The organism is Rhodococcus sp. (in: high G+C Gram-positive bacteria) (assembly GCF_049286785.1).
Lineage (GTDB): Bacteria > Actinomycetota > Actinomycetes > Mycobacteriales > Mycobacteriaceae > Rhodococcus_F.
In genome coordinates this window covers 1-1,698 of record NZ_JBAQEO010000119.1, presented here as the reverse complement: position 1 = coordinate 1,698, position 1,698 = coordinate 1, and the positions used below count along the sequence as shown (strand labels likewise).

Genomic DNA, 1,698 nt, shown 5'->3' with positions numbered 1-1,698 from the left:
GCGGTGGAACGTGAAGAACGGGCGCCCGTCGGGGCCCACCCGCGTCGCCTCGGTCACGTAGCCGCTCTGCGCGAGCTCGTCGGAGTCCGCCCCGACATCGTCGGACCAGTATCCGAGGTGATGGACCCCCGCCGCGGATTCCCACATGGTTCCCGGCACACTCCGGACCACTTCCACCCGGGGTGAGGTGATCGAGTAGGCGCACCTCAGATCGACGACGACGGCGCCGCCGGTCGGGAGCATCACCTCGATCGTCCCACCGACCTCGCTCCCCCACTCGTAGCCGAACAGCGACCCGAGCTCGGCCCGCGCCGCCTCCGGGTCGTCGGCGACGATCCCGAGATGGAACAGATCCTCAGCCCTCACGGCCGACCTTGGCCGCATCCGAGGGAGCGCCTCGACAAGGAATGCTTCTCAAGGGTGAGAATTAGATGTATAAACATGAGAACGATATTCTCATATCGACGAAGGAGGCGCAATGGCATGGGATTTCGAGACCGACCCCGAGTATCAGGCGAAACTGGACTGGGCGGACGCGTTCGTACGCGATGAGGTCGAGCCGCTCGACCTGGTGTGGGAGCACCAGCAGTTCGTTCCGCTCGACGGCGCGCGACGCAAGGCGATCGACCCGCTGAAGGAGGAAGTCCGGCGCCAGGGCCTCTGGGCCACCCACCTCGGGCCCGACCTGGGCGGGCAGGGATACGGCGCGCTCAAACTCGCGCTGCTGAACGAGATCCTGGGCCGATCGTCGTGGGCACCCATCGTATTCGGTTGCCAGGCACCGGATACCGGCAACGCCGAGATCATCGCCCACTACGGCACCGAGGAACAGAAGAAGCACTATCTGCGACCTCTGCTCGACGGTGAGATGTTCTCCAGCTACTCGATGACCGAACCCCAGGCCGGGGCAGATCCGGCGCAGTTCACAACCCGCGCGGTCAAGGACGGGAACGACTGGGTCATCAACGGCTGGAAGTACTTCTCCTCCAATGCCAGAACGGCATCGTTCCTGATCGTCATGGCCGTCACCGACGCCGACGTCAGTGCGTACAAGGGCATGTCCATGTTCCTGGTGCCGACGGATACGCCAGGCATCAACATCGTCCGCAATGTCGGCCTGTACGGCGAGCCGATGAACGACGGCACCCATGCCCTGATTCATTACGAGGATGTACGAGTACCCGCGCATGCGCTTCTCGGCGGCGAATGACAGGCCTTCGCCGTGGCCCAGACCCGGCTCGGCGGTGGCCGGATCCATCACGCCATGCGGACCATCGGCCTCGCGCAGAAGGCGATCGACATGATGTGCGAGCGCGCTCTCAGCAGGGAGACCGCCGGCAGTCGCCTCGCGGACAAGCAGTTCGTGCAGGGCTACATCGCCGACTCGTACGCCCAGCTGGCACAGTTCCGGCTCTTCGTACTGCACACGGCGTGGAAGATCGACAAGTACAACGACTACAAGAAGGTCCGCAAGGACATCGCCGCGGCCAAGGTCATCATGCCGACGGTGCTGCACGACATCGCCTGGCGGGCGATGCAGATACACGGCGCGCTCGGCGTGACCAACGAACTGCCGCTCTTCCAGATGATTCACGGCGCAGCCGTGATGGGGCTCGCGGATGGTCCCACCGAGGTACACAAGACCACCGTGGCCAAGCAGGTCCTTCGGGACTACAGCCCCAGCGACGACCTGTGGTC

The 1,698-nt window shown here is 64.5% G+C and carries 1 protein-coding gene and 1 pseudogene; one reads left to right on the top strand and one right to left on the bottom strand.

Going from position 1 to position 1,698, the window contains the following annotated elements; translation table 11 throughout:
- On the bottom strand, window positions 1–366 hold a 366-nt coding region (locus tag WAW17_RS04710), incomplete at its 3' end, for a VOC family protein (RefSeq protein ID WP_422331848.1).
- 112 nt (window positions 367–478) lie between these two features.
- Here WAW17_RS04710 and WAW17_RS04705 point away from each other — a divergent pair.
- A pseudogene (locus WAW17_RS04705) lies at window positions 479–1,698 on the top strand (acyl-CoA dehydrogenase family protein); the annotation flags it as partial.